General features: G+C 70.3%; 21 protein-coding genes and 2 pseudogenes. 13 read left to right on the plus strand and 10 right to left on the minus strand.

Going from position 1 to position 23687, the window contains the following annotated elements; genetic code table 11:
• Positions 1-41: 41 nt before the first annotated feature.
• Positions 42-1625: an AbgT family transporter gene (locus tag OG219_RS44875; protein ID WP_266837020.1), complete on the minus strand. Its 1584-nt coding sequence runs from the start codon at positions 1623-1625 to the stop codon at positions 42-44.
• Positions 1626-1740: 115 nt separating this feature from the next.
• On the opposite strand from OG219_RS44875, the gene OG219_RS44880 reads away from it, so the two are divergent.
• The gene (locus OG219_RS44880; RefSeq protein ID WP_266837022.1) at positions 1741-2766 is read left to right on the plus strand and encodes an Lrp/AsnC family transcriptional regulator; all 1026 of its coding nucleotides are present in this window, start codon (positions 1741-1743) and stop codon (positions 2764-2766) included.
• A gap of 38 nt (positions 2767-2804) precedes the next feature.
• Here OG219_RS44880 and OG219_RS44885 read toward each other — a convergent pair whose 3' ends face one another.
• A complete protein-coding gene (locus OG219_RS44885; protein WP_266837956.1) occupies positions 2805-3731 on the minus strand; it encodes a DUF5829 family protein in 927 nt (308 codons plus the stop codon).
• 194 nt (positions 3732-3925) lie between these two features.
• Here OG219_RS44885 and OG219_RS44890 point away from each other — a divergent pair, with 194 nt between their 5' ends.
• Positions 3926-4102 (plus strand): hypothetical protein, encoded by a 177-nt coding sequence (locus OG219_RS44890; protein ID WP_266837024.1) that lies wholly within the window; start codon positions 3926-3928, stop codon positions 4100-4102.
• Positions 4103-4519: 417 nt separating this feature from the next.
• Here the strand turns inward: OG219_RS44890 and OG219_RS44895 are convergent, their stop codons facing one another.
• Entirely contained in the window at positions 4520-5269 is a 750-nt protein-coding gene (locus OG219_RS44895; RefSeq protein WP_266837026.1) for a class E sortase, read from the minus strand.
• Positions 5270-5671: 402 nt separating this feature from the next.
• Between OG219_RS44895 and OG219_RS44900 the strand changes: the two genes are divergently transcribed.
• A complete protein-coding gene (locus OG219_RS44900; RefSeq protein ID WP_266837028.1) occupies positions 5672-7405 on the plus strand; it encodes a GAF domain-containing protein in 1734 nt (577 codons plus the stop codon).
• A 54-nt stretch (positions 7406-7459) separates the two neighbouring features.
• On the opposite strand, the gene OG219_RS44905 is transcribed toward OG219_RS44900, so the two are convergent.
• Both OG219_RS44905 and OG219_RS44910 read right to left on the minus strand, forming a co-directional pair.
• Entirely contained in the window at positions 7460-8161 is a 702-nt protein-coding gene (locus OG219_RS44905) for a response regulator transcription factor (protein ID WP_266837030.1), read from the minus strand.
• 222 nt (positions 8162-8383) lie between these two features.
• Complete coding sequence (locus OG219_RS44910) at positions 8384-8848, minus strand: Crp/Fnr family transcriptional regulator (protein ID WP_266837032.1); 465 nt, start codon at positions 8846-8848, stop codon at positions 8384-8386.
• A gap of 291 nt (positions 8849-9139) precedes the next feature.
• Here OG219_RS44910 and OG219_RS44915 point away from each other — a divergent pair, with 291 nt between their 5' ends.
• The 4 genes from OG219_RS44915 to pflA all read left to right on the plus strand — a co-directional run bounded on the left by OG219_RS44915 (position 9140) and on the right by pflA (position 12087).
• Positions 9140-10048, plus strand: coding sequence for a universal stress protein (locus tag OG219_RS44915; protein ID WP_266837034.1), 909 nt, complete (start codon positions 9140-9142; stop codon positions 10046-10048).
• Positions 10049-10101: 53 nt separating this feature from the next.
• The gene (locus OG219_RS44920) at positions 10102-10929 is read left to right on the plus strand and encodes a universal stress protein (RefSeq protein ID WP_266837036.1); all 828 of its coding nucleotides are present in this window, start codon (positions 10102-10104) and stop codon (positions 10927-10929) included.
• A 172-nt stretch (positions 10930-11101) separates the two neighbouring features.
• A complete protein-coding gene (locus OG219_RS44925) occupies positions 11102-11344 on the plus strand; it encodes a hypothetical protein (RefSeq protein ID WP_266838004.1) in 243 nt (80 codons plus the stop codon).
• Positions 11345-11358: 14 nt separating this feature from the next.
• Positions 11359-12087 carry a pyruvate formate-lyase-activating protein gene (gene pflA / locus OG219_RS44930; RefSeq protein WP_266837038.1) on the plus strand — a complete coding sequence of 243 codons (729 nt, stop codon included), beginning with the start codon at positions 11359-11361 and terminating at the stop codon, positions 12085-12087.
• On the opposite strand, the gene OG219_RS44935 is transcribed toward pflA, so the two are convergent.
• Complete coding sequence (locus tag OG219_RS44935; protein ID WP_266837040.1) at positions 12081-13793, minus strand: SulP family inorganic anion transporter; 1713 nt, start codon at positions 13791-13793, stop codon at positions 12081-12083. The genes pflA and OG219_RS44935 overlap by 7 nt on opposite strands.
• 275 nt (positions 13794-14068) lie before the next feature.
• On the opposite strand from OG219_RS44935, the gene OG219_RS44940 reads away from it, so the two are divergent.
• The 4 genes from OG219_RS44940 (at position 14069) to OG219_RS44955 (ending at position 17685) form a co-directional block, all read left to right on the plus strand.
• Positions 14069-14698 (plus strand): DoxX family protein, encoded by a 630-nt coding sequence (locus OG219_RS44940; protein WP_266837042.1) that lies wholly within the window; start codon positions 14069-14071, stop codon positions 14696-14698.
• A 152-nt stretch (positions 14699-14850) separates the two neighbouring features.
• On the plus strand, positions 14851-15756 hold the full coding sequence (locus tag OG219_RS44945; protein ID WP_266837045.1) for a universal stress protein: 906 nt from the start codon (positions 14851-14853) through the stop codon (positions 15754-15756).
• Between the two features lie 22 nt (positions 15757-15778).
• On the plus strand, positions 15779-16801 hold the full coding sequence (locus tag OG219_RS44950; protein WP_266837049.1) for a zinc-dependent alcohol dehydrogenase: 1023 nt from the start codon (positions 15779-15781) through the stop codon (positions 16799-16801).
• A gap of 5 nt (positions 16802-16806) precedes the next feature.
• Positions 16807-17685: a universal stress protein gene (locus tag OG219_RS44955; protein WP_266837053.1), complete on the plus strand. Its 879-nt coding sequence runs from the start codon at positions 16807-16809 to the stop codon at positions 17683-17685.
• Positions 17686-17699: 14 nt separating this feature from the next.
• On the opposite strand, the gene ppk2 is transcribed toward OG219_RS44955, so the two are convergent.
• Positions 17700-18503 (minus strand): polyphosphate kinase 2, encoded by an 804-nt coding sequence (gene ppk2 / locus OG219_RS44960; RefSeq protein WP_266837055.1) that lies wholly within the window; start codon positions 18501-18503, stop codon positions 17700-17702.
• Positions 18504-18561: 58 nt separating this feature from the next.
• Here ppk2 and OG219_RS44965 point away from each other — a divergent pair, with 58 nt between their 5' ends.
• Both OG219_RS44965 and OG219_RS44970 read left to right on the plus strand, forming a co-directional pair.
• Positions 18562-20943, plus strand: a complete 2382-nt coding sequence (locus tag OG219_RS44965; RefSeq protein ID WP_266837058.1) for a phosphoketolase — start codon at positions 18562-18564, stop codon at positions 20941-20943.
• Between the two features lie 101 nt (positions 20944-21044).
• Positions 21045-21224, plus strand: a pseudogene (locus tag OG219_RS44970) (putative PEP-binding protein); the annotation flags it as partial.
• A 29-nt stretch (positions 21225-21253) separates the two neighbouring features.
• Here OG219_RS44970 and OG219_RS44975 read toward each other — a convergent pair.
• The 3 genes and pseudogenes from OG219_RS44975 to OG219_RS44985 all read right to left on the minus strand — a co-directional run bounded on the left by OG219_RS44975 (position 21254) and on the right by OG219_RS44985 (position 23572).
• Complete coding sequence (locus OG219_RS44975) at positions 21254-21694, minus strand: OsmC family protein (protein WP_266837958.1); 441 nt, start codon at positions 21692-21694, stop codon at positions 21254-21256.
• A 72-nt stretch (positions 21695-21766) separates the two neighbouring features.
• Positions 21767-22933, minus strand: a pseudogene (locus tag OG219_RS44980) (acyltransferase family protein); the annotation flags it as partial.
• Between the two features lie 147 nt (positions 22934-23080).
• Positions 23081-23572 carry a hypothetical protein gene (locus OG219_RS44985; RefSeq protein WP_266837062.1) on the minus strand — a complete coding sequence of 164 codons (492 nt, stop codon included), beginning with the start codon at positions 23570-23572 and terminating at the stop codon, positions 23081-23083.
• Between the last annotated feature and the right edge of the window lie 115 nt (positions 23573-23687).

The following is a 23687-nucleotide window of genomic DNA, read 5'->3' on the forward strand; positions in this document are numbered from 1 at the left end:
CGTACGAAGCCGGGGTGGCGCTTCTTGGCGGAGGGGCGGGCTCAGCCGATGCCGAACGGGATGCCCAGCAGGTACCAGGTCACGAAGAACGCGACCCAGACGACCCAGAGGACGGCGGCGATCGGGATCGTGAAGGAGGCCAGGGTGCCGATGCCCGCGGACTTGCGGTACTGCTGGATGAAGCCCAGGGCCATCACGAAGTACGGGCTCATCGGGGTGACACAGTTGGTGACCGAGTCGGCGACGCGGTAGACGGCCTGGGTGGTCTCGGGCTCGATGCCGATGAGCATCAGCATGGGTACGAGCACCGGCGCGGCCAGCGCCCACAGCGCGGAGCCGCTGGTGATGACGAGGTTCATGAACGTGATCAGTACGGCGATGCCGACGAGCACGGTCCAGCCGTTCATGTCCAGGTCGCGCAGCGTCTCGGCGCCCTTGACGGCGAGGATGTCGCCGATGTTCGTCCACTTGAAGTAGGCGAGGAACTGGGCGATCGCGAAGAACAGGACGAGGATCGGCGCCATCGAACGGGTGCCGTCCACCATCGCGGCGATGCTGTCGCGGGCGGCGGAGAAGGTGCCGGTCATCCGCCCGTAGACGGTGCCGAGCACGGCGAAGAACACGCCCAGGACGAGCGCCATCCCACCGATCAACGGGGAGTTGACGATACCGCCGCCCTCGCCACGCAGCGGTGACGACGAGGGGACCATGGTCACCACCAGGAACGTGAGGAAGCCGATGGCGACCAGCCCGGTGGCGCGCAGCGCACCCCGCTGCTGCTCGGTGACCTCGATCTCCGCCAGCTCCGCGGCGTTCGGCGCGGCGACCGGCTCGTCGGGCTCCAGGTCCGAGCGGCGGGCGAGGACCTTGTCGACGACGAGGGTGATCACCAGAGCCACCAGGACCGACGAGCCGAGCCCGAAGAAGTAGTTGGCCACCGGCGTGACGACGTAGTTCTCGTCGATGGTGTGGGCGGCGGCGGTCGAGATCCCGGACAGCAGGACGTCGGTGGTGGTGAGCGACGGGGAGGCGTCATAGCCGGCGGCGATCGAGACGTAGGCGACGACGCAGCCGAGCACCGGGCTGCGGCCCGCCGCGCGGAAGACCAGTGCGCCGAGCGGGATGAGGGTGACGTAGGCGGCGTCGCCGGCGACATGGCTGACCATGGCCGTCATCGACAGGGCGAAGGTGAGGTACCTGCCCGGCACCCGCGCGACCATGCGGCGCAGCAGTGCGGAGAACAGTCCGCTCCTCTCGGCGACGGCGATACCGAACATCACGGTGAGGATGGTGGCCAGCGGCGGGAACGTCGCGTAGTTGTCGACTGCCCCCTCGACGGCCATGGTGAGGCCGTCCTTGCTGAGCAGGTTCTGCACCTCGATGGTCTCGTGCGTGCCGGGGTGCACGGCGCTGACGCCGACCGCCGCGAGCACGGCGCTGAGGACGGCGACGATCCCCGCGAGGATCCAGAACAGCCAGAAGGGGTTGGGGAGTTTGTTGCCGACCTTCTCGATCGCCGCCAGGCTCCGGAACGCGGTGCGCAGGGCCCTCGACTGTGGCTCGGCCGGCTGAGGCTCGGTCGGCTGAGGCTCGGTCGGCTGAGGCTGAGCGGAGGTGACACTCATCGGTACCTCTTCGTGCATTGGGGGGACGTTCCTGCGAACAATGGCATCCTGATGAGAGATTCTCTATCCCCTGGATGTAACATTGGGATTAATCGGCAGTCTAAGGTGGGGCACCATGACCCGTCCTCTCCTCGACGAGCTCGACCGGCGCCTCATCGGCGCGCTGCACCTGGCACCCCGGGCCACCTGGGACGACATCGGCGAGATCCTCGCCGCCGACGCCAGCACGCTCAAACGCCGCTACGACCGGTTGCACGAGGCGCGGATGGTCCGCGTGATCGGGCAGGCCGACTGGGGCATGCACTCCACGGCCATGCCGATCCACGTCTTCCTGGACATCACCGGCGAGACCCCGCTCGCCGTCCTCCACCGCCTCCGCGACCTGCCCCACCTCCAACTCCTGGCACAGATCTCCGGCGACTACCCGCTCTACGCCGTCGTGCACGCCCCGTCCGAGGCCGCCACCAGCGAGGCGATCGACCGGATGTTCTCCGTCCCAGGCGTCCGCCGCGTCAACGCGCTGCCCGCCCTCAGCACCCTGCGCCGGGGCATCAACTGGGACCCCCAGTTCCTCACCGACACCGAACGCACCGGCCTGCTGAAGCTCACCGGCGACCGCCCCGAGGGCACCGCCACCGCGACACCCCCCGCAAAACCACTCAGCGAGGCCGAACGCACCGTCGTCGCCCAGCTGATCCAGGACAGCCGCGCATCAGCGGCGAGCATCGCCCGAGCCGCCGGCCTGGCCACCTCCACCGCGCACCGCGTCGTCCGCCGGGTCCTCGACGAGGGATGGGTCAAACCGCGCCTGGAGATCGTGTCCGAATGGCTCGGCTTCCGGACCGCCTTCATCCTCCGCCTGCGCGTGGCTCCAGGTGAAACCCCCGACGTCATGCGCCGTATCGACCAGCTTCCACAGACCCGGCTCGCCGCCCACGTGGCCAGCGACATGTCCGTCCTCGCCACCGGCCTGGTCGCCGACCGCTCCGCCCTCGCGCTCTTCATCGACAACGAACTGGCCAGGATCCCCGGCCTCGTCGCCGTCAGCGTCGACGTCATGCTCGCCGAACCGCGCCGCTACTGGCTGGACCGGGATCTGGCCTCCGGTCTCGGCGAATTCCACGCGCCGACGCTGCTGTAGGCCCCGACGGCACCGGCCGGCACGACCCCTGACTCCGTTTACTCCGTGGCGTCGAAATTCCAGACGGCTCGGGTACCAGGGCCGACGGTGAGCGTCGACCGGCCGATCCGTTCCTCGTGCCGGTACTCCACGGGCCGGTTGAGCGACAGTCCGATCTGCCGCAGGCCGGCCTGGTCGCGCGGAACGGCGTCGAATCGGATCGTGGTGCCACCGCCCTGCGCGACGATGCCACCGCCCGCCGCGGGCCTGACGACGAACCCGCCGGCCCGAAGCAAGGGCACAGTGTTGGCAAGGTCCCGCTCGGTGACCGCGAGGCGGACGGAGGTCACGTCACGCATCAGATGGTCGCTGTAGTCGTCGGACAGGTAACGCTCCCGGCCGACGTCGCCCGGGTAGTTGGCCGGCTCGGTGTTGCTGCGCGGGTCGGCAAAGTACTCCGGCAGGTACTCCATCGCCCAGGCCCCGAAGCCGTCGTACTGGTCGGTGGTGAGGATGGCGTCGAACCAAGGGACCGGGACGCCGTCGCCGAAGTCACGCGTCTGACGGAACTCGATCGGGTCGGCGATCCCCTGGTCCCGCAGCCGCTCCGTCACCGTCACGAGGTCGCCGGCACGCTCGGCCGAGATCCCCATCCCGGTGGAGCCGAAGGTGCCGTCCTGGCCTGGCAGATCACCGACCCCGAACAGTTCGACGTACGTCTCGCGGCCCATCAGGTAGCGACCGGTCCAGGTCTGTCCACCGGCACCGGTCGTCGTGCGGACCTGGAAGTTGGCGAACTCCCGCAGATAGTCGGAGTGCTCGATGGCATCGGCGGTCTCCCGGTCGAGGACTCCGTACGCGTGGTTGTAGAACAGCAACTGCCGATCGGACAACGGCGCACTCCCCTCGGCCCGCGCCATCGTCGCTCCTCCCTCAACCACCCCGGTAAGGACGGCGGCGAGGGCCACGGCGACGACCAGAATCATCCGCATCAACCGGTTCAGCAGCATGCGCGCGATCGTAGATCGGCGGGAATCACGGTCGCTGCCGAATCGAGGACGACGACTCGAAACCGCCGTGTTCGCGCCTGGTCGGCACCGGCCGGGTCACAGTGTCGAGGGCCTGACAACGGGATTAGGGGGCACTCGTAGCGCACCACAACGAAAAAGGGAGCGTCTCCATGCTTGGTATAGCGGCGGCAGTGCTGTTCTTCATCGCGTTCTTGATCAACGCTGCCGAGATCGGTACGAACGACACGTTCACGTCGGTGAATGTCATGCTCCTCGGCCTCACCGTGCTGGCACTGCATGTGGCGGGTATCGGCAGCGGCTGGGCCGCCCGGACCCGCAGGCGCTGACGGGATACGAGTCCGCAAATCGCCCGCCGAGGCACCGTGGTTCGTCGGAGAGACCGCGCGGGGATACCAGCACAGAACTCCGATTTGCGCGAGGGGTGGCCAGAAGCCCGGGTATGAGTCCACTATCTGGCTTGATACCGCGCAGTGGGCCGCGTACCCGAGTCGATGGTGTCCGCCCGCCATTGACCACAACATCCAGCCCGTCCGCCCCACACCGGCACAGCGCAGAGAGAAAGACCACCATGGCCGAGACCACGCCTTCACGCGTCTCGTCTCCCGTCGGGGGCGTCCGGTGACGGCCGCCCGAATCCCCGGCCTGATCCTGCCGGTCGCCTTTCTCCTCGCTGCTGTGATCGGCGCCGTGTGGTACTGGCGGCACCGGGGCGAGTAGGCCGGTTTCGGACACCGGCCCCGGCCCTAAAGCGGCGGCTTCGTCGTCGAAGTTGAGGTTGAAGAAAGGACGCCGATCTTGTCGATGCGGTGCTCGGGGTTTCCTCTGTCGTCGCGCCAGTAGTTTCCGGCCGCGTTGTCCTCGAGTGTCGCGCAGGTGGAGATGGTGATCATGGCTTGAGTGGGGAGTTCGCCGGGGAAGCCCGGGACCGCCGCCCGCTGTTCGGCGAGCGAGCGGTCGGAGCGGAACGAGGTGGTTCTGCTCTCGGTGATCTCGTACTCGTAGACCGTGCCGCCCGACGTGACGAAGACCGAGTCGCCCTCGTCCAGGGCCGGGAGCTCGCGCAGCGGGCCTCCGGCGGAGAGGCGGTGGGCCGTGACGAGGTAGTTGCCGACCTCGCCGGGGCCGACACCGCCGCGGTCGCCGTAGGGGCTGGCGGCGACACCGCGGTTCTGGATCCGCGTGCCTGGCCAGTCGTCGGTCGTCCCCTCGTAGGAGACGACGCGCAGGTCCTTGAGGGCGATCGCGGGTATGGCGAGCGAGGCGGTCCGGGCCTGGCTGTTGGTCGCGCCAGGGGCCGGCTTCGCGGAGGTGGTGGCGGGCGTCGGCTCGCCAGTCGACGTTGCCGGGGAGGTGTCCGAGGGGGTCTTGGCCGGCGACGCCGTACGGGTCGCTGCGGAGGACTCCTCGGCCGCGCCGTCGATGGAGCAGCCCAGGAGTACGAGGATGATGCCGCCGCTGGTGAGCGCGGCGGGAAGAGCTCCGGAACGGGGCATGGCACTCGGGATCGGTAGCCGGGGTCGTGTCGCGCCACTCTGCGTGGGGAGTGGCCGTCTCAAGGGGGAGAACGGCAGGAGCAGGACGGGAGTTCCCGTCCCTGGCAGGCTGCGGCGCGGGCGCGCAAGCCGGATACCGAGTGCGGGTGGGCTCAGCAGCAGGTCAGCGTCCGCGTACTGAGCGAAGCCCTCTTCTGCCGCTGGGCCCGGCACAGGCATGCTCGGACCTCGCAGGCGCACCGGCGCCCACTGGTATCGGAGGTACGTGATGGTGGCTGGCGCGCGGTGCACGCGGGGCCTGTCTGCGCATAGGCCCTTGGCATGGCTCCGCAGCCAGTACGGTGAAGACGCGGTCCATCGGTTGAGGTACCCCTTGTCTGCGCGAGTCGGTCGGAGGAAGCGATGAGCGGGGAAGGTCGCGGGGGCTCCCAGCAGCATCTGCCCAAGCTGCGGATGGATGAGCTGCTGGATGAGTTGCAGGCGCGGATCGACGCAGCGCGGGGTACGCAGGACCGGGTGCACAGCCTGCTGGAGGCGGTGCTGTCGGTCGGGCGGGAGCTAGATCTGCCGCAGGTGCTGCGGCGCATCGTCGAGGCCGCCGTGGTGCTGGTGGACGCCGAGTACGGGGCGCTGGGCGTGATCGGCGACGACCGTCGGCTGTCGGAGTTCCTGACGGTGGGCATGGGCGACGAACAGCGCGCAGAAATCGGTGACCTGCCCAGCGGCCACGGCATCCTCGGCGAATTGATCCGGCACCCCCAGCCGCTGCGGCTCCCGGAAATCTCCCAGCACCCGTCCTCGTACGGCTTCCCGGCCCACCACCCGCCGATGCACTCGTTCCTGGGTGTGCCCATCCGGGTGCGGGACAGGGTGTTCGGGAACATCTACCTCACCGAGAAGCGCGGTGCTGAGGAGTTCGACGCCGAGGACGAGTCGGTGCTCTCCACGCTCGCTGTGGCGGCCGGGGTGGCCATCGAGAACGCGCGGCTGTACGAGGAGACCCGGCTGCGTGAGCGCTGGATGCGGGCCAGTGGTGAGGTCACGAGCTCTCTGCTGTCGGGTGCTCCCAGTGCCGAGGTACTTGAGCTGATCGTCGAGCAGGCCCGGGAGATCGCCTCGGCCGACGTCGGGATGATCGCGGAATACGTGTCCGGTGCGGAGGAGCTGCGACCGGTGCTCGCGGTCGGGGCGGACGCGGAGCGGCGCAGCGGGCTGGTCCTTTCCGCCGAGGACGGTTTTGTCGGGGCCGCGCTCACCGCGGCGGAGCCGGTGGTCAGCGCCGACATCGAGCACGACGTCCGCACCGGTGAGAGAGAGTCTCACTGGGCCGGGCTCGGCCCAGTGGTCGCGGTGCCACTCGGCGCCGGAGGAAAGGCCCGCGGGGTATTGCTGCTGGGGCGTCTGGCGAACCGTACGCCGTTCTCGGACGAAGACACCGGGCCGCTGCTCGGCTTCGCCGGCCAGGCGGCGCTCGCGCTGGAGCTGGCTGAACGCCGCCGGGACGCGGAACAGATCGCCCTGCTCCAGGACCGCGACCGGATCGCGCGCGATCTGCACGACCTGGCGATCCAGCGGCTCTTCGCGGCCGGCATGACCCTGCAGAGCACCCAGCGCTTCGTGGACCACCCCGAGGCCGTGGAACGGCTGTCGCGGACCGTCGACGACCTCGACGACACCATCAAGATCATTCGGTCCACCATCTTCGGGCTGCGTGCGCACGGCGGCTCGACCAAGGAGGACAGCGGTCTGCGCGGCCGAGTGTCCGACGCCGTCAAGGCTGCCGCCACGTCGTTCGGCTTCGCTCCCGCGTTGCGGATCGAGGGCCTTGTCGACACCGATGTCCCCGCCGGCGTCGCGGATCATGCCCTCGCCGTGCTCGGCGAGGCGCTCAGCAACGCGGCCCGACACTCGGGGGCGCGCTCCGTCGACGTCCATCTGCGGTGCGCCAGGGGCGAGTTGGTGCTTACTGTGACGGACGATGGCTACGGAGTACCCGACGGGGTGACACGCAGCGGGCTGAAGAACATCGAGGAACGGGCTCGCGCTCTTGGCGGCACGCTCACGCTCGGCGAACGGCCGGAGGGCGGCGGTACCCAGCTGGTGTGGCACGTGCCGACGGGCTCACGAGCGGGCTGAAGGTGACCAGAGGTCTCGCACGCCCCCTGCGTTACCGGACGGCCCGGATGTGCGTCACCTCGCAGGCCGTTCACCGGACCCGGGATGTTCGAGGTGGGAGGCGAGGACCGCCGCCTGGACCCGGCGTTGGACGCCCAGTTTGGCCAGCAGGCGGGAGATGTGGTTCTTGACGGTCTTCTCCGAGAGGTAGAGCTTCTTGCCGATCTCGCGGTTGGTGAGCCCGTCCCCGATGAGCGCGAGGATGTCCCGCTCGCGCGGCGAGAGGCTGGCCAGTTCGGGGGCGACGGCCGGTGTGTCGGCGGGGTCCGCGCGCAGGGAGCGCATCAGCCGGGCGGTCGTCGCGGGGTCGAGCATGGACTGGCCCGAGGCGACGGTGCGTACCGCCGAGACCAGGTCGGAGCCCCTGATCTGCTTGAGCACGTAGCCCGAGGCCCCGGCCATGATCGCGTCAAGCAGCGCGTCCTCGTCGTCGAACGACGTCAGCATCAGCACGGCCAGCTCCGGCATCTGACTGCGCAGCTCGCGGCAGACGGTGATCCCGTCGCCGTCGGGCAGCCGTACGTCGAGGACGGCGACGTCCGGACGAAGGGCCGGGCCGCGCAGGAGTGCATGCTCGACGTTCTCGGCGTCGCCGACCACCGAGATGTCCGGTTCGGCGTCCAGCAGGTCGGACAGGCCGCGTCGTACGACCTCGTGGTCGTCCAACAGGAAGACGCGGATCGGGTCCTGCTCCGTGAAGGTGCGTGCCTCGGCCATGACGACCCCTTGTTCCCCAGTGGCTGACGGACTGCGCGCTGCCCGTGTGGACGATCATCACTCGCCGGGACCGGATGCACTAGGGCCGACCGGCCCCACTCGTACCCACAATGCACCCTCGCCGGCCCGCTGAGTGCGCTGGACCGACGGAAACGGAAGCGCCCACACGGGCAAAGGCAGACGTGCAGCCGGGTCCTTGGTCGCGTCGGATTCGGGGTGCGCTCACAGGCGGCTGCCGCTGCCGTACGGCGCGTACAGGTCCAGCAGCCGGGTACGGGCCGAGCGCAGGCGATGGGCGAGGATGTCACCCACCCATTGGGCGACCATGCGGCCCAGGACGGGGTCGTCCTGGCACATCGCCCGCACGGCCACGGCGTCGAACTCGTACGCCCGTACAGGCGTCGTGGTCTCGGCGCCCAGATGCCAGGCGTGCGGCGCGAACAGCCAGGACCATCCGACGAGTTCGTTGTGTCCGAGGGTCTCGATGACGGCCGCCCGGCGGCCGGGCACGTGCATGTCGAGGTTGATCGTGCCGGTGCGGATGATCCAGAACCGGTCGGCGCGGCGGCCCTCCTCGAAGAGGCGGACTCCCTGTGGGAACGACACTTCGCGGGCGATGCGCATGAGCCGTTCCCGGTGCTCGGCGGGCAGTGCCCGCAGCATGCTGGAAGTGGGCGGAGCGTTCATGACGGGCCTCCAAGACGGGCGTACTCACCTGCCGCTTCCAGCGTGTGCCAGTGCCGCGGTGCGAACCATGGGCCACCCGGCCCCACGAGCAGGCCACCCGGCTCCACACGAGAGGCCTTCGGCACCCTGTGCCGCCCCCTGCCTCGATCCGATCGTCGGACCGCGCGGGTGACGAACGGGTCTTGGGCCGAAGGGTCCCCTGCAGGGGCTGTACGGCCCCTGCGCACCGGCGCGTTCGTGCATGAGGCTCGGTACGAGATCGGGCAGGACCGGACACAGGAGGTGCCCACCATGCTTCAGCACATCACCACGGGAATCGACGGATCCGCCGAGAGTCTCGCCGCTGCTCACTGGGCAGCCCGTGAGGCCGTGCGTCGCGGCGTCTCGCTGAGCCTCGTGCACGCCTGGAAGTGGCACCCGCGTCCCGCCCCCTCCGTCCCCGCGGACCGGAGCGAGCGCGACTGGGCCGAAGAGATTCTGGACCGGGCCGCGAGCAGCATCCGTGCAGCGCACCCCGGACTACGGGTCGTCGAGCGGCTGGTGCCCGACTCCGCAGCAGCCGCTCTCCTTGCGGCGGCCGAGGAGGCGGAGCTGCTGGTGCTCGGGTCCCGCGGTCTCAGCGGCGTCGCGGGATTCATGGTCGGCTCGGTGTCCCAGCGGGTCGTCGCCAGGTCCTCCCGACCCGTGGTGCTCGTACGCGCGGGCGAGAACTCCGCCGACGAACATCTCACCGCCCTGGACGGCATCTCGCCCGAGGAGATACCCGAGACCCCGTATCGCGATGTCGTCCTCGGCCTGGACACCCAGCGCCCCTGTGACGAGCTGATCGAGTTCGCCTTCGAGTCCGCTCGGCGCCGCGGCGCCACGCTGCACGTGATCCACGTCTTCGGTACGCCGCGGGTCGAGCCGGCCGACGGACCGTGGGCCCCGGTGTCCGGGCCGGAGCTGCTCGCCGCACGGGAACGCATCGTGGTCGCGACGCTGCGCCCGTGGGGCGAGAAGTTCCCGGGAGTCTCCGTGGTCGAGACCCTCTCCCAAGGGCGGGCCGCCACCGCGCTGGTACGCGCGTCGGCCGGAGCCTCCCTCGTCGTCGTGGGGCGCCGGACACGGGAGGGCCACATCGGCACACACATCGGCGCCGTCACCCACGCGGTGCTGCACCACGTCGGCTGCCCAGTGGCCGTCGTCCCGCACGACTGAACCAACATCGCGACGGTGCTCCGGGCACCCAACGGCCCCAGGGAGGGAAAGTCATGACCACGCGTCACGTCATCGTCGGTGTGGACGGCTCCGTCATCGCCGTACGAGCACTGGACCTGGCCGCCGACGAGGCGGCCCTGCACGCGACCACTCTGGACATCGTGTACGCCGTGCCCGACCTCGACGAGGCCGGCCCGGTGCTGGCCTCCGCCGCCTCGCGAGTGGGCTACCGCCACCCGGGTCTGCCGGTCCTCACGGTCCCTGTCGAGGGACACTCGGCGGCCGTACTGGCGGAACGCGGACGTGAGGCCGCGCTGACCGTCGTCGGCTGCCGGAGCCTCGGCGGGTTCGCGGGCGCGCTGTTCGGCTCGGTGAGCCGGCGCCTGGCCGCGCACGCTCATGGCCCGCTGCTGGTCGTACGAGGCGACTCTCCGCCGCACCTGCACAACGAGGTACTGCTCGTCCTCGACGCCGAGGACGACGTGGACACGGCCGCGTACGCCATGCAGGAAGCGGAACGCCGCAGCGCCGGACTGCGAATCCTTCGGTCCTCGGCGCATCGGCACCCCGTTCCGGCGTCGGTGCCGCAGCGCCGACGCGAGGGGACCGCGTCGCACTTCCCGGCCGGCGATGTTCTGGTGGAACTGGGCGAGCAGCACCCTCGTGTCCACGTGGAGGCCCAGGACACCGCCTCCTCTTCGACGCAGACGCTGCTGGAGGCCACACGTACGGCCGACCTCGTCGTGATCGGTTGCCGAGCCGGCCTGGGCGGGTACGGCCGGCAACTCGGTTCAGTGGCTCGTACGTTGCTGCACCGGGCCCACTGCCCGGTGCTGGTCGTTCCCGCCGGGCAGGAGAGCGGCACGCCATCCCCCTCGTGAAGGGATGCTCGTCGGCTTCACCGGACACACGTTCCGGCATGGGCCGAACGGCCCCACGGACCGGGACGGACGGCGAGGACTCTGTGCGCTGATCGGCCCTCCCTGCGCCCGTCGCGCGTCACGAGCATCGGAAGCGAGGCATTCCAGTGCGGAGCGAGGGAGAGAACCGGCGATGACTGCAACAGTGACAGCTGGGACCCGGGCGCCCCAGGCACGGCATGGCTTCGCCGGGACACGGTGGCGCGAGCGCATCGACGTACGCGACTTCATCCAGGCCAACTACATGCCGTACGAGGGCGATTCCGCCTTCCTGACGGGTCCGACGGACCGCTCCGGCTACGCCGTCAACTTCGTCCGCCTGACGCGCGAGCAGCAGCTCGACGTGATCAGCCGCACCTTCCACGGAACGCTGTGAGCACGGTGCGGGCGATGACGAGCGGCCGGATCCACTCCTGGGACCTGTCCACCGGCGTGGACGGTCCCGGGACCCGGTTCGTCCTCTTCGTCAGTGGCTGCCCGCTGCGCTGTCTGTACTGCGCCAACCCCGACACCTGGCACATGCGGGACGGGCGGGACGTCACGGCCGACGAGGTGATGGCGGAGATCGAGAAGTGCCAGGACTTCGTCACCACGGCCGGTCAAGGGGTGACGCTCACGGGCGGCGAGCCGCTGCTCCAGCCCGCCTTCAGCGCCGAGATCCTGCGCCGTTGCAAGGAAGCCGGACTGCACACGGCGCTCGACACCTCCGGCTTCCTCGGCACCCGCGCCACCGACGAACTCCTCGCCGACACCGACCTGGTGCTCCTGGACATCAAGTCCTTCGACGTCAACACGTATCGGAAGCTGACCGGCGGCGAACTCGCGCCCACCCTCAACTTCGCCACCCGCCTCGATCGGCTGGGTACCTCGGTGTGGATCCGCTATGTCCTCGTCCCCGGCTGGACCGACGACCGGGAGGCCGTCGACGGCCTGGCCCGGTTCGTCGCCGGCCTCGGCAATGTCGAGCGGGTCGACGTCCTGCCCTTCCACAAACTCGGTGCCGCCAAGTACGAGGCACTCGGCATTCCCTTCCCGCTGCGGAACAACCCGGGTCCCGACCCGGAGATGATCGAGCGGGTCCGCGACCAGTTCGGCGCGTACGGGCTGTCGGCCTACTGAGCGCGGCTCCACTCGCGGTACGCGGCCAGGGCGGTCGGCAGGGTGGGGAAGATCAGGTCGGGGCCGACGGACTTCGTCAGGCCGTACGCCTCCAGGTCGTCCATGAGGTCCTGCTTCACCCGGGCGAGGGCGAAGACCACGCCCCGCCCGGTCAGTTCGTGGCGCAGGGCGTCCACGGCGTCCAGGGCGGTGATGTCGACCTCCACATTGGCCTCGGTGTTGAGGACGAACCAGCGGACCGGATCGGGCTGTTCGTCGACGGCGGCCAGGGCCCGGCGGTGGAAGTTCTCCGCGTTGGCGAAGAAGAGCGGGGAGTCGTAGCGGTAGACCACCAGGCCCGGGATCGTACGGGCCTGGGGGTAGTCGTCCACGTCGTGCATGCCGGCCACGCCGGGCACCACCCCCTCGATCGCGTCGTGCGGGCGGGCCACGCGGGTCAGCAGCTCCGCAACGGACAGGCCGACGGCGACGATCACGCCGTACAGGATGTCCAGGGCCAGCACGCCGGCCAGACAGCCGACTGCCAGCAGCAGTTCCCGGCGGCGGAAGGACGCCAGCCGCTGGAAGCCCGCCAGGTCGATCATGCGGACGGCGGCGTACACGACGAGCGCGCCCAGGACGGCCGACGGGGTGTGGGACAGCAGTGGGCTGAGGAAGAGCAGGACGGCGAGGATCGCCGCGCCGGCGACCAGCGAGTACGCCTGGCTTCTGGCGCCCGCCGAAGAGGCGAGCGCGGTCCGGCTGGCGCTGCTGCTCACGGGAAAGCCGTGCACGACGCCCGCGCCGAGGTTGGCCGCGCCCAGTGCCAGCAGTTCCTGATTGGGGTCCAGCCCTGAGCCCTCCTCGTCGCGGTCGTGGAAGGCCCGCGCGGTGAGGATGAAGTCGGTGTAGCCGACCAGGAGGACACCGAGGGCGGGCAACAGCAGGTGCGACAGATCGGTCAGGTCCGGCACGGCGAAGCCGGGCAGCCCCGACGGGACCTCGCCGATCACCTTGATGCCGTGCCGGTCGTCGAGGTCGAAGACTGCCACGGCCGCCGTGCCCAGCACCACGGCCAGCAGGGGGCCGGGCACCGCGGGGAAGAACCGCGCCATCGTGAACAGGAACGCGAGTACGGCGGCGGCGAACACCAGCGTGGGCGCATGGGTCTCCGACAGGTGCCGTACGAAGGACCAGAGCTTGGAGAAGAAGGCCGAGCCCGTCGTCCCTACACCGGTGAGCTTGGGCAACTGATCCACCATCATGATCAGCGCGACGCCCGCGAGATAGCCGATCAGCACCGGCCGTGAGAGCAGATCCGCCACGAAGCCCAGCCGCACCGCCCACGCCACCAGGCACAGCAGCCCGACGGTCACCGCGAGGGCGGCCGCCAGCACGGCGTACCGGCCGGGGTCCCCGGCGGCCAGCGGACCGACCACGGTGGCCGTCATGAGCGCGGTCGTCGACTCGGGGCCGACCGACAGCAGGCGCGAGGAGCCGAGCACGGCGTACAGCGCGAGTGCGGGCAGGATCGCCCAGAGCCCGGCGACCGGCGGCAGGCCTGCCACGCCCGCATACGCCATGACCTGCGGCACGAGGTACGCGGCCACCGTCGCCCCGGCCAGCAGGTCGCCCTTCAGCCATGAGCGCCGGTAGCCCAGGAGAGTGGCGAGTCCGGGTGTCAGGCGGCGCACCGCCTGAACGTGTCCGCCCGAGCTCTGGGACATGAGCCTCCTTCTGTCGATCGACCTCGGGATTCACGGCCCGGACAACGTGTGTGCGACCTCAGGATCCACCGGCCGGCCGACGCCCGCGAGACGCCGGCCGGCACGAAAAGGACCTCAAGCCGCCCCCCGTCCGTATCGGCAGCCCAACAGGCCCTGCAGAAAGGGCCGTTCAGCCCCATGGTCGCGGACCTTCGGCATCCGGCGGCTCCTGCCCCGCGCGACCAGAGTGACTGGTGTCAGGCACCGACCGGACCGTTCCCGAAGGGATCACCACCATGGCCGTACACGAGCACCCTCACCGGGGCCCGGGGTTCCACCTGCCGTCGCTCCGCAGGAACCGGAACACCTCCGCCCCGGAGTCCGCCGTGTCGGCTCGCACCGACACCTACACCGCGCGGGCCTACGCCCTCGCCTCCCTGCGCCTGCTCACCGGGTTCGCCTTCCTGTGGGCCTTCCTCGACAAGACCTTCGGGTTCGGCTACGCCACCCCGTCCGGCAAGGGCTGGATCGACGGCGGTTCGCCGACCATGGGTTTCCTCAGCGGCGTTGCCGCCGGGCCGATGGAGTCGACCTTCCACTCCTGGGCCGGTGACACCTGGGCGAACTGGCTGTTCATGGCCGGACTGCTCGGCGTCGGCCTGGCCCTGGTCGGCGGCTTCGCGCTCCGGCTCGCGGCCGTCGCGGGCACCGCGATGATGGCGCTGATGTGGATCGCCGAGTGGCCGCCCGCCAAGCACCTCTCCGACGGCTCGGCGAGCATGTCCTCGAACCCGTTCGTCGACTACCACCTGATCTACGCGGTCGTCCTGATCGCCCTCGCGCTGGCCTCCGCCGGCGACACGCTCGGTGTCGGGAAGCTCTGGGCCAGGCTGCCGTTCGTCCGCACCAACGGCTGGCTCCGCTGACCACGGCAGGACGCGGCGGGACCCGACACGGGCCCGCCGCGTCCGCCGGACATAGGGCCGAACGGCCCCGGCCGGGTACCTCCGGCCCCTGCACCACACAACCATTCGACACGACGCTGGAATCGGAAACCCCGATTCAGGAGGTGGAGACCATGGCACGCACCGTCATCGTGGGCCTCGACGGCTCGCCCGAGAGCCGGGCGGCCGCGGAATGGGCGGCACGCGAGGCCAAGCTGCGCGGACTGCCGCTCAAGCTGATCCACGTGTGGGAGCCCGTACCGGAGCCCATGGCGCAGGCCCCGCTCCTCGGTGCCGAGACGCAGCAGCACTGGAGCGAGCGGATTCCGCGCGAGTCCGCCGAGGGCCTGCGGCTGCGGCACCCCGGTGTCGAGATCACCGCGGAGCAATTCTCCGGCCGGCCCGCCGACGTGCTGACCCGCCAGGCGAAGGACGGCGCGCTGCTCGTCCTGGGCTCCCGCGGGATGAGCGGGGTCGGCGGGTTCCTGGTGGGCTCGGTCGGCCAGGCCGTATTGGCGCACGCCGAGCGGCCCGTGGTCCTGGTCCGCGCCGGGGAACAGGCCGCGGACGAGCACCTGGCGGACCCGGCGGGCATCCCGTCCGCCGCCGGCCCGTACCGGCCCGTGGTCCTGGGCCTGGCCACCGACGACCCGGATCCCTCGCTCGTCGAGTTCGCCTTCGACGCGGCCGACCGCCGCGCCACCTCCCTGCGGGTCGTCCACGGCTGGAACCCGCCGCCCTACTACGCATACGGCCTCGCCGCAGACATCGAACTCCACGACCAGCTGTCCCGGCAGGAGGCCACCGCCCTGAGCGACATCCTGCGACCGTGGCGGCAGAAGTTCCCCTCGGTCGAGGTCGTCGAGGAGTCCCGGTACGGAACGGCCGCGAACCACCTGGTCGACGCCTCCCGCGAGGCCTCCCTGGTCGTGGTGGGCCGTCGGATCCGGCGCAATCCCCTCGGCTCCCACATCGGCCCGGTCACGCACGCCGTCCTGCACCACTCCACCGCCCCCGTAGCCGTCGTCCCGCACAGCTGACGCGCCCTGAGGAGAAGACATCATGAAGGCAGCGGTCGTACGAGCGTTCGGTGAGCCCCTGGTCATCGAGGAGCGCCCCGATCCCGAGCCCGGCCCCGGCCAGGTCCGTGTCCGCGTCGAGGCTTCCGGGCTGTGCCACACCGACATCCACGCCGCCCGCGGAGACTGGCCCGTCAAACCCACCCCGCCGTTCGTCCCCGGCCACGAGGGCGTCGGCCTCGTCGAGAAGCTCGGCGACGGCGTCACCCACCTCGCCCTCGGGCAACGGGTCGCCGTGCCCTGGCTGGGCAAGGCCTGCGGGCGGTGCGAGCACTGCCTGTCCGGCTGGGAGACGCTGTGCGAGCAGCAGATCAACACCGGGTACGGCTGCGACGGCGGGTACGCCGAGAAGATGCTGGCCTGGGCCGACTTCGCCCAGCCGGTGCCCCAGGGCATCAGCGCCCTTGAGGCCGCCCCGCTGACCTGCGCCGGCGTCACCACCTACAAGGCCCTCAAGGTCGCCGACGTCCGGCCCACCCAGCTCGTCGCGATCTCCGGTGTCGGCGGACTCGGCCACCTGGCGGTGCAGTACGCGAAGATCGCCGGGGCGCAGGTAGCGGCTATCGACGTCACCGACGAGAAACTCGAACTCGCCGCGGAACTCGGCGCCGACCTCGTCATCGACGCCCGCAAGCACGACCCCGGCGAGGTACTCCAGCGGTACGGCGGCGCGCACGTGGCCATCGCGCTCGCGGTGAACGAGGCCGCGTTCGCCGCGGCCAACTCCGGGCTGCGGCGCGGCGGCAAACTGGTGATGGTGGCTCTGCCGGCGCACGGCACCATCCAGGTCCCGATCTTCGACACCGTCCTCCGGGGCACCTCGGTGATCGGCTCGATCGTGGGTACCCGGCAGGACCTGACCGAGGTCTTCCAGCTCCACGCGGCCGGCCGCACCAAGGTCATCTACGAGACGCGGTCCCTCGCCACGGTCAACGAGTCCATCGAGGACGTGCTGCGCGGCGAGATCAAGGCCCGGATCGTCTTCGATCTCGGCGCGGGAAGGTGAGGACGATGGAGCTTCCGCTGGTCGTGGGCGTCGACGGTTCCGAGCCCAGCATGCGCGCCGTCGACTGGGCGGCGGACGAGGCCGCCCTGCGCGGGGTGCCGCTGCGGCTGGTGTACGCCTCGCTGTGGGAGCGCTACGAGGGGGCCGCGCTCGCCCCGGACCTCGGCAGGTCCTCGGAGCAGGTGATGGCCGACAAGATCGTCGAGGCTGCCGCGAAGCGTGCACACCGCCGCGAGACGGACGTGAAGATCTCCACCGAGGTACTGCCCGAAGAGCCGGTGCCCGCCCTGCTGCGCGAGGGCCGCAACGCTTCCGCGCTGGTCATGGGCTCGCACGGCCGCAGCGGCATCGCCGAGCTGCTGCTCGGCTCGGTCAGCCTCGCGGTCGCCGCCCGTGCCCACTGCCCCGTGATCGTGCTGCGCGGCAGCCGAGACCTCCGGGCCAGGCCGGGGATCGATCAACGCATCGTGCTGGGCGTCGGCGAGGAGCCTGCGGACTCGGAGGTCGTGCGCTTCGCCTTCGAGGAGGCGGCGGACCGCTACGCCACTCTGCAGGCGGTACGAGCCTGGAGGTGTCCCGCGCACGAGACCGTCGACCATCCGTTGCCGACCGGAGAACCCGCCCGCTACCACGAGCAGCGGGCCACGGAGATTCTGGAAGCCGCGCTGCGTGACGCCGCTCGGGATCACCCCTCGGTGCGGGTGCGCCGGCGGACCGTCGAGGGTCCCGCCCGCAAGGTGCTGCTGGAGGCCTCGGCCACCGCCGACCTGCTCGTCGTCGGCGCCCGCCGGCACGGACACTCCGGGCTCCAGCTCGGCCGGGTCGCGCACGCGGTCCTGCACCACTCCGCCTGCCCGGTCGCCGTCGTCCCGCAGCGGGCGTGAGCACCGTGACCGGCTCAGAGGCTCGCCGCGTGGTCGGGGACGTATGTCTGCAGGTCACGCGGCGGGCGCTGGTAGCCGGTCGACGGCGGCCGGGGCGGCAGCTCCAGCACCGGCGGTGGCACCTCGTGATACGGAAGGGAGCCGAGCAGGTGAGCGATCATGTTCAGCCGGGCCCGGCGCTTGTCGTCGCTCTCGACGACGAACCACGGGGCCTCCGAGACGTCGGTGTGCACCAGCATCTCGTCCTTCGCCCGGGAGTACGCCTCCCAGCGGGTGATCGACTCCAGGTCCATCGGCGAGAGCTTCCAGCGCCGCGTCGGATCCTTCAAGCGGCGCCGGAACCGTTCCTGCTGGACCGCATCGCTCACCGAGAACCAGTACTTGCGCAGCAGGATGCCCTCCTCCACGAGCATCCGCTCGAAGATCGGGCACTGGCGCAGGAACAGCTGGTGCTCCTCCTTCGTGCAGAAGCCCATCACGTGCTCGACACCAGCGCGGTTGTACCAGGACCGGTCGAACAGCGCGATCTCCCCGGCGGCCGGCAGATGCTCGACGTACCGCTGGAAGTACCACTGGGTGCGCTCACGCTCGGTCGGCTTGGGCAGCGCCACGGTCCGCGCGACACGCGGGTTCAGGTGCTCCGAGACCCGCTTGATCGTGCCGCCCTTGCCCGCCGCGTCCCGTCCCTCGAACACCACGACCAGCCGCTTGCCCTCGGTCCGCACCCACTCCTGGACCTTCACCAGCTCCGTCTGCAGACGCAGCAGCTCCCGCTCGTACGCCGCACGCGGCAGCGCCGCCGACTTCTTCCCGGCCATGCCGCCTCCGCTCGATGACGTACCTCAACGACGTGTTCCGATGACTTACGGAGTCACCATGACCAAGGTCGAACACCAGGACAGCACCGTACTGACCGACGAGGAACTGCGCACCCTGGACGCCCACTGGCGGGCCGCCAACTACCTTGCGGTGGGCCAGATCTACCTGCTGGCCAACCCGCTGCTGACCGAGCCCTTGCGGCCTGAGCACATCAAGCCCCGGCTGCTCGGCCACTGGGGCACCTCGCCCGGCCTCAACCTCGTGTACACCCACCTCAACCGGGTGATCAAAGCCCGTGGTCTGGACGCGCTGTGCGTGTGGGGGCCGGGCCACGGCGGCCCGGCGGTGCTCGCGAACTCCTGGCTGGAGGGCAGTTACAGCGAGACGTACCCGGACGTCTCACGTGACCTGGCGGGCATGGACCGGCTCTTCCGGCAGTTCTCGTTCCCGGGCGGAGTGCCCAGCCATGTCGCGCCCGAGACGCCGGGCTCGATCCACGAGGGCGGCGAGCTCGGCTACTCGCTCGCACACGCGTACGGCGCCGCCTTCGACAACCCGGACCTGCTCGTCGCCTGCGTCATCGGCGACGGCGAGGCGGAGACCGGGCCGCTGGCCGCCTCCTGGCACTCGAACAAGTTCCTCGACCCGGTCCACGACGGCGCGGTCCTGCCGATCCTCCACCTCAACGGCTACAAGATCGCCAACCCGACGGTGCTGTCCCGGCTCCCGGAGTCGGAACTCGACGAACTGCTGCGCGGATACGGTCACGAGCCGATCCACGTCACCAGCGACGACCCGCACCAGGTCCACCGCGCCATGGCCGGCGCCTTCGATCACGCCCTGGACCGCATCGCGCTGATGCAGCGCACGGCCCGCAAGGACGGCGTGAGCGAGCGCGTGCGCTGGCCGATGATCGTGCTGCGCACACCGAAGGGCTGGACGGGCCCCGCCGAGGTCGACGGAGTCCCGGTCGCGGGCACGTGGCGCGCCCATCAGGTCCCGTTGTCCGGCGTACGCGAAAACCCGGACCACCTGCGGCAGTTGGAGACCTGGCTGCGCTCGTACCGTCCCGAGGAGCTCTTCGACGCCGACGGCCGGCCCAGCGCCGACGTCCTCGCCTGCATCCCCGAGGGCACCCGCCGCCTCGGCGCCACACCGCACGCCAACGGCGGCCTCCTCGTACGCGATCTGCCGATCCCGTCACTCGACCGCTTCGCCGTGCCCGTCGACAAGCCGGGCGCGGCCCTGCACGAGCCGACCCGGGTCCTCGGCGACCTCCTCGAACAGGTCATGAAGGACACGTCGGGACGACGCGACTTCCGCCTCGTGGGCCCCGACGAGACCGCCTCCAACCGGCTGGAAGCCGTCTTCAACGCCAGTGGCAAGGCCTGGCAGGCCCAGACCCTCCAGGTGGACGAACACCTGGACCGGCACGGCCGGGTCATGGAGATCCTCTCCGAACACCTCTGCCAGGGCTGGCTGGAGGGCTATCTCCTCACCGGCCGGCACGGACTGTTCTCCTGCTACGAAGCCTTCGTCCACATCGTCGACTCGATGGTCAACCAGCACATCAAGTGGCTGAAGACCTCGCGGGAGTTGCCGTGGCGGGCCCCGATCGCCTCCCTCAACTACCTGCTCACCTCGCACGTCTGGCGCCAGGACCACAATGGCTTCTCCCACCAGGACCCGGGCTTCGTCGACCACGTCCTCAACAAGAGTCCGGAGGTCGTACGGGTCTATCTGCCGCCGGACGCCAACACCCTGCTGTCCGTGGCGGACCACGCCCTGCGCAGCCGCGACTACGTCAACGTGATCGTCGCGGGCAAGCAGCCCTGCTTCGACTGGCTGTCCATGGACCAGGCCCGCGCCCACTGCGCACGCGGCGCCGGGATCTGGGAGTGGGCGGGCAGCGAGAACGGCGGCGAACCCGATGTGGTGCTCGCCTGCGCGGGCGACGTACCGACCCTGGAGATCCTGGCCGCCTCCGCCCTGCTCCGCCGCCATCTGCCGGAGCTCGCCGTCCGGGTGGTGAACGTGGTCGACATGACCCGGCTGCTGCCGCGCGAGGAACACCCGCACGGAATGAGCGACTTCGAGTACGACGGCCTGTTCACCACCGACAAGCCGGTGATCTTCGCGTACCACGGCTATCCATGGCTGATCCACCGCCTCGCGTACCGCCGCACCGGCCACGCCAACCTGCACGTGCGCGGCTACAAGGAGTCCGGCACCACGACCACACCCTTCGACATGGTCGTCCGCAACGACCTCGACCGCTACCGCCTCGTCATGGACGTCATCGACCGCGTCCCCGGCCTCGCCGTACGCGCCGCCGCCGTACGCCAGCAGATGGCCGACGCCCGCACCCGCCACCACGCCTGGATCCGCGAACACGGCACCGACCTGCCCGAGGTCGCCGACTGGACCTGGACCGCCTGACCACCCCTACCCCGCAAAGGAGTTCATCGCCATGACCGTGCGCGTCGGCGTCAACGGCTTCGGCCGCAGCGGCCGGGAGGTCAGCCGCGACGACAGCGAACGGGATCCTCGCCGTGTCGCCTCTCGAGACCCTCGACCAGGAGGGCGTCGGCAGGCTCGTGCGGCTCGCCGTCGAGGCGGGGCGTGCCGTCAACCCGCGGTTGGAGACCGGGGTGTGCGGCGAGCACGGCGGCGAGCCCGAATCCATCCACTTCTTCCACCGGGCGGGGACAGCAGATTACGACGTAGGCGAGCCCAAGCCTCCGTGGGGTCAGACGTCCGTCACCGTCGCGGTGACGGGCGTGCCGATCTCGACCGTGCGGCTGACCGTGCAGAGCCGGTCGTGGGAGGTCTTGACGGCACGAGGGAGGATCGCGCGGGCGCGGTCGCCGGTTTCGCCGTCCGGGAAGGCTACGGAGAAGGTGACCGCGAGGTCGGTCATTCGGTTGCCGAGCTCGTCGCTGGTCTTGTTGCCGGTCACCGTGACGGTGAACCCGGTGGGCTCCGCGTGGCGGGCGGTGGCGACATCGACGTCGGCCGCGGTGCAGCCGCCGATCGCGGCGAGCAGCAGCTCGACCGGGGTGAAGTCCGTACCACCGTCGGGATCGGAGCTGGTGCCGAAGCTGATCGTGCCGCCTCGCGCGTTCGTGGCCGTGAAGTGGCCGGTGCCGGTCCGCTCGATGGTGACGGAGCGCAGGGTGTTTTCGGTCATACCGACGACATTAGTGACGACATTGGTGTCGCGCTGCGCGGACCGCCGCGGATGTCGTCCCCGCAGCGGCTCCACGCGGCGTGCCAGTGTCCGGCCCCAGGTCTGGCCGGGCGATTCGACGTAGCGGTAGGTCAGCACGCACAGCGGCAGCAGCACGGCGAAGAACGCCGCTTCGAGCAGGAGATCGTCCTGCCGCCGGCGGCCGATCGTGCCGTCGGTCACCGCGAGCAGCACGGGATGCATCAGGTAGACCGAGTAGCTGATGGTTCCCAGTCCGGTGAGCCAGCGCGGTATCCGCCGGCGGCGCATCATCAGTCCGGCGGCGAAGGTGAGCACGGCCAGCAGGAAGGCCACGATCCAGCCGCGCCGTGTGAAGGGGGCGCTGTCGCTGTGCCAGTACGCGCTCCCCACGGCGCAGGCGAGCACCACAGCGGCCGTGCAGGCCGCGTACCGCCAGCTGCTCTGGCCGCTTTCGGCCCGGTGGACGGCCGTGCCGAGGAACATCACGGCGAGGATCACCAGGCCCTCCCACGCGGGGACCGTGCCGTTGAAAAGGACCAGGCCGAGCGCCAGGACCCCGCCCAACACGCCGCCGAACACACGAAGCACGGGTGACCTGGCGCTCGCACAGCAGATGGCGACCACCATCGTGATCGAGGCGAGCGCGATCAGCGCCCCGGTGCCGACCTGGCCGGAGAGGGCCGAGCCCTGCAGCGTGACCCCTGCCGTCGCGCTGCCGGCCGCGAGCACGGCCAGGGTGACGGCCACCGCTGCCGACCTCTGGTGCATGCGGACCGTGAAGAGAGCGACGACCAGCAGGTAGAAGGCCATCTCGTACGCGAGCGTCCACAGAGCAATGAGGACACTGGGCGTCCCCAACAACTCCTGGAGCAGAGTGACATGCGCGAATGCCACTGCGACCGCGCTCTGCTGACCGAAGTCGGCGCGAAGCTCCGCGATGCCCACCAGGTTGAGGACCAGAACCGCGGCGACGGCAGCCGCCCACAACGGGTACATCCGGAACACCCGTCCGATCCAGAAAGTCCGGACGCTGCCCCGGCGTTCGAGCGACGCGGGGATGATGTAGCCGCTCACGAGGAAGAACACCATGATCCCGTACCGGCTGGTGTTGAACTCCGGCATCAGCTCCCGCCGGAACTCCGCCATGAAGGCGTACGACGAGTGGTCGAACACCACGACCAGCGCCGCGATGCCACGCAACGCGTCCAGCCAGCCCAACCGCGACAGACCGTCCACCGCGCCGGGCGCACGTAATCGTGACGGTGCGGAGGACAGCCGCTCCAGCGGCAAAGAGTCGGGGATCAGGGGTTTCATACTTATTCTCACGTGTACCCCCTCCCCGCTGTTCAACTACGCACGGATCACCTATCGATACTCCTCGGAGTCGACGAAGGGAACTCGCCTCCCTGTAGAGCGGCGCGCACCGAAGCAGTTGCGCTCCCACGCCCACTCGGGCAGCGGGGCCGGATGGCCGCATGCAGGGCACCGCACATCGGCCGCGCCCGTCCTGTACCAAGTGTCCATCGCGGAGCGAATGGGGTCACGTGTCCGCTCGGCGGCGATCGCCCCAGCGCAACGGGGGCAGATGGGTGAGCTGTCGGAACCCAACGGGCCGAAGAACACGGTACGGCCGGTGACCACGGCCAGCCCGTCGGACTCCAGGTGGCGTCGCTCGTCCGTCACCTGTGACCATCGCGCCCCCGGCAGGTACACCGGCCGCCCTCCGTACCTGCAGTCCACGCGCTCTGCGAGCACGATCTCCCCGGCGACCAGCCACGCCACCGTGCGCTCCGCGAGCGCTTCGGCGTCCTCGGCCGTCGCGTCCAAGTCGACGATCGTCTGGTGGTGGCTGCCCATGGAAATCCCCCGTCCGTACTGCCCACCGCAGTGAGCCAGAACGGTACGGCGGCGGTCTGACACGAGCCCAGCCCACAGGCGCGCCCTGAGCCCGGTACGGGTTCGGGCGCCCGGT

Source organism: Streptomyces sp. NBC_00038 (assembly GCF_026343635.1).
GTDB lineage: Bacteria > Actinomycetota > Actinomycetes > Streptomycetales > Streptomycetaceae > Streptomyces.

Excerpts from the sequence above, each read along its gene's own strand:
- OG219_RS44875 (WP_266837020.1), bottom strand. The coding sequence starts at position 1,625 with ATGAGTGTCACCTCCGCTCAGCCTCAGCCGACCGAGCCTCAGCCGACC.
- OG219_RS44880 (WP_266837022.1), top strand. The coding sequence starts at position 1,741 with ATGACCCGTCCTCTCCTCGACGAGCTCGACCGGCGCCTCATCGGCGCG.
- OG219_RS44885 (WP_266837956.1), bottom strand. The coding sequence starts at position 3,731 with ATGATTCTGGTCGTCGCCGTGGCCCTCGCCGCCGTCCTTACCGGGGTG.
- OG219_RS44890 (WP_266837024.1), top strand. The coding sequence starts at position 3,926 with ATGCTTGGTATAGCGGCGGCAGTGCTGTTCTTCATCGCGTTCTTGATC.
- OG219_RS44895 (WP_266837026.1), bottom strand. The coding sequence starts at position 5,269 with ATGCCCCGTTCCGGAGCTCTTCCCGCCGCGCTCACCAGCGGCGGCATC.
- OG219_RS44900 (WP_266837028.1), top strand. The coding sequence starts at position 5,672 with ATGAGCGGGGAAGGTCGCGGGGGCTCCCAGCAGCATCTGCCCAAGCTG.
- OG219_RS44905 (WP_266837030.1), bottom strand. The coding sequence starts at position 8,161 with ATGGCCGAGGCACGCACCTTCACGGAGCAGGACCCGATCCGCGTCTTC.
- OG219_RS44910 (WP_266837032.1), bottom strand. The coding sequence starts at position 8,848 with ATGAACGCTCCGCCCACTTCCAGCATGCTGCGGGCACTGCCCGCCGAG.
- OG219_RS44915 (WP_266837034.1), top strand. The coding sequence starts at position 9,140 with ATGCTTCAGCACATCACCACGGGAATCGACGGATCCGCCGAGAGTCTC.
- OG219_RS44920 (WP_266837036.1), top strand. The coding sequence starts at position 10,102 with ATGACCACGCGTCACGTCATCGTCGGTGTGGACGGCTCCGTCATCGCC.
- OG219_RS44925 (WP_266838004.1), top strand. The coding sequence starts at position 11,102 with ATGACTGCAACAGTGACAGCTGGGACCCGGGCGCCCCAGGCACGGCAT.
- pflA (WP_266837038.1), top strand. The coding sequence starts at position 11,359 with ATGACGAGCGGCCGGATCCACTCCTGGGACCTGTCCACCGGCGTGGAC.
- OG219_RS44935 (WP_266837040.1), bottom strand. The coding sequence starts at position 13,793 with ATGTCCCAGAGCTCGGGCGGACACGTTCAGGCGGTGCGCCGCCTGACA.
- OG219_RS44940 (WP_266837042.1), top strand. The coding sequence starts at position 14,069 with ATGGCCGTACACGAGCACCCTCACCGGGGCCCGGGGTTCCACCTGCCG.
- OG219_RS44945 (WP_266837045.1), top strand. The coding sequence starts at position 14,851 with ATGGCACGCACCGTCATCGTGGGCCTCGACGGCTCGCCCGAGAGCCGG.
- OG219_RS44950 (WP_266837049.1), top strand. The coding sequence starts at position 15,779 with ATGAAGGCAGCGGTCGTACGAGCGTTCGGTGAGCCCCTGGTCATCGAG.
- OG219_RS44955 (WP_266837053.1), top strand. The coding sequence starts at position 16,807 with ATGGAGCTTCCGCTGGTCGTGGGCGTCGACGGTTCCGAGCCCAGCATG.
- ppk2 (WP_266837055.1), bottom strand. The coding sequence starts at position 18,503 with ATGGCCGGGAAGAAGTCGGCGGCGCTGCCGCGTGCGGCGTACGAGCGG.
- OG219_RS44965 (WP_266837058.1), top strand. The coding sequence starts at position 18,562 with ATGACCAAGGTCGAACACCAGGACAGCACCGTACTGACCGACGAGGAA.
- OG219_RS44975 (WP_266837958.1), bottom strand. The coding sequence starts at position 21,694 with ATGACCGAAAACACCCTGCGCTCCGTCACCATCGAGCGGACCGGCACC.
- OG219_RS44985 (WP_266837062.1), bottom strand. The coding sequence starts at position 23,572 with ATGGGCAGCCACCACCAGACGATCGTCGACTTGGACGCGACGGCCGAG.